Origin of the sequence: Mesorhizobium sp. M2A.F.Ca.ET.067.02.1.1 (assembly GCF_004023285.1) — a bacterium.
Lineage (GTDB): Bacteria > Pseudomonadota > Alphaproteobacteria > Rhizobiales > Rhizobiaceae > Mesorhizobium.
In genome coordinates this window covers 1-2,627 of sequence record NZ_RZSB01000803.1, presented here as the reverse complement: position 1 = coordinate 2,627, position 2,627 = coordinate 1, and the positions used below count along the sequence as shown (strand labels likewise).

1 protein-coding gene and 1 pseudogene are annotated in these 2,627 nt (G+C 68.6%); one reads left to right on the top strand and one right to left on the bottom strand.

What is annotated here, in order from left to right; all coding sequences use genetic code 11:
* Positions 1-142: pseudogene (locus EOA28_RS40575) on the top strand (antibiotic biosynthesis monooxygenase); the annotation flags it as partial.
* 189 nt (positions 143-331) lie between these two features.
* On the opposite strand, the gene putA reads toward EOA28_RS40575, so the two are convergent.
* The coding region (putA, locus tag EOA28_RS32010) for a bifunctional proline dehydrogenase/L-glutamate gamma-semialdehyde dehydrogenase PutA (RefSeq protein ID WP_128315670.1) at positions 332-2,627 on the bottom strand (2,296 nt) is incomplete at its 5' end.

Here is a 2,627-nt window from a genome sequence, read left to right as displayed (position 1 = left end):
GGTCTGGGCAAGCCAGGAGGATTTCGTCGCCTGGACGAAGTCGGAAAACTTCCGCGCCGCCCACCGCAACGCCGGCGGCTCGAAGGTTCATTACCTCGGCCACCCGCAATTCGAGGGCTTTTCGGTCGTCGAAGGCGCTTAGTCTATCTCTGCTGACCGGTAAGGGCGTGTTGAGATTCAGGTCAGGCCGAGTCGGAGTCGAAGACGGGCGCGAGGCGACCAAACAAGGTGGCTTCCGAGAACCGGAGCGGAGCGTACTTAAAGTACGTGAGCAGCGGAAGCACAGGACGCCATCGTTTGCAGGCCGGCCTCACCTGAATATCGATACGCCCTAGGCGGCGGCAAGCAGGCTGGCGTTCCCACCTGCCGCTGTCGTGTCGACGCAGACCGCGCGCTCATGCGCGTAGGCGGCCGGGTTGAGCACCTCGCTGACCAGCGGCACGATCGGCCCGGCGCGGTGGGCGATCACCTTGCGCACGATGCGCGCCGCTTCCGGCGTGCCGGAGAAGGCGACGACATCGACGCGCAGTGAGCGCGCCTCGACCGGGTCCGGCCGGCCGTCGATGGCTGCCAGCGGCAGGCCCTTGCCGGTCAGTGCCGAGAGTGCTGCCGGCGCGCCCGGCGCCACGGCAAGCACCGCGTTGCCGGCGGCGAGCGCCTGGATCGTCTGGGCAAGCAGCGTCTCGGTGTCCGGGCCGAGGCAAAGCACCCGGCCGCGCGGCGCCAGCGACAGCGTGTTGGCTTCGCCGGTCGGTCCAGGCAGGTCGACCTGGCCGAAATCGAGGCTGGCGGCCGCGGCGATCGCCGCCACGCCCTTGCCGCGCAGATGCTTCCTCAGGATCGCGACGCGGTCCGGCCGCGTCGACCAGCCGCCCAGCGTCGGATCGGGCAGATTGTCGGCAAGCTCGGTCGCGGTCACCTTGTGACCATCGGCAACCTCGGTTCCGGCCTCAGGCCCCTTGCGGAAGCGGCGCAGGTAATGCGGTCCGCCGGCCTTCGGGCCGGTGCCCGAAAGCCCCTCGCCGCCGAAGGGCTGCGAGCCGACCACGGCGCCGATCTGGTTGCGGTTGACATAGATGTTGCCGGCATGGATGCCGTCGACGAAATGCTGGACCCGGCCCTCGATGCGCGTATGCAGGCCGAAGGTGAGGCCATAGCCCTTGCGGTTGATGGCGGCGATGACCTGGTCGATCTCGTCGGCGTCGAAAGTCGCGACGTGCAGCACCGGGCCGAACACCTCGCGCTCCATCTCCTCGATGCCCTTGACGCGGAAGACATGCGGGGCGACGAAGCGGCCGGTGGCCGGAGCTTCGATCCTGGCGATCAGCCGGCCTTCCAGCCCCTTCTTCTTGCAATAGTCGCTGATCGAAGCCTGCGCCTCGTCGTCGATGACCGGGCCGACATCGGTCGAGATGGCCCAGGGATTGCCGACGTTGAGCGCTTCCATCGCGCCCTTCAGCATCTCCAGCATCTTTTTCTCGACGTCCTTCTGGACGTAGAGCACGCGCAGCGCCGAGCAGCGCTGGCCGGCGCTCTGGAAGGCCGACGCGAGGATGTCGCGCACCGCCTGCTCCGGCAGCGCGGTGGAATCGACGATCATCGCATTCAAGCCGCCGGTCTCGGCGATCAGCATGGCATCGGGCGCCGCGGTCTCGGCCAGTTGCTTCTCGATCAGCTTGGCGACCTCGGTCGAGCCGGTGAAGCAGACGCCGGCGATGCGCGGATCGGCGGTCAGCGGCGCGCCGACCGTGGGGCCGTCGCCCGGCAGAAGCTGGATGACATCCTCCGGCACGCCGGCCTCGCGCAGCATCTCGACGGCGCGGAAGGCGATGAGCGGCGTCTGCTCCGCCGACTTGGCGATGACCGAATTGCCGGTGACCAAAGCCGCCGCGATCTGGCCGGTGAAGATCGCCAGCGGGAAATTCCACGGCGAGATGCAGACGATCGCGCCGCGCGCTTCGGTGCCTGCCTCGGCATTCGCCGCCTCGGCCGCGTAATAGCGCAGGAAGTCGACCGCCTCGCGCACTTCCGCCACGCCATCGGCCAGCGACTTGCCGGCCTCGCGGGTGGCGAGAGCGAAGAACTCGGCCGCATTGGCCTCGTAGAGGTCGGCAGCGCGGTTGAGGATCGCGGCGCGCTCGGCAACGGGGCGCTTCGCCCAGCCGGGCTGCGCGTCGACGGCAATGCGCACGGCGGTCGCCACCTGCTTGGCCGCAGCTTCATGCACGGTGCCGACGATCTCGTCGGGCCTGGCCGGATTGACGATCTGGCGCTGCTTGCCGTAGCCGGCGGCGCGCGTGACCGGCTTGGCATGCCAGCGGTCCGCTCCGGCAAATTCCGCCCTCGCCTTGTCGATAGCCGCAAGCGTCACCGGATCGGTGATGTCGAAGCCTTTGGAGTTGCGGCGCCCGGCGCCGAAGATCGCTGAGGGACGCGCGATCGCCGGATTGGCGGCGGGGCCGTGCATCTCGACAACCGTGAGCGGGTCGCGCGCAATCTCCTCCGGCTCGACTTCCTCGTCGGTCAACTGGTGGACGAAGGAGGAATTGGCGCCGTTTTCCAGCAAACGCCGCACCAGATAGGCAAGCAGGTCCGAATGCGCGCCGACCGGCGCATAGATGCGGCAG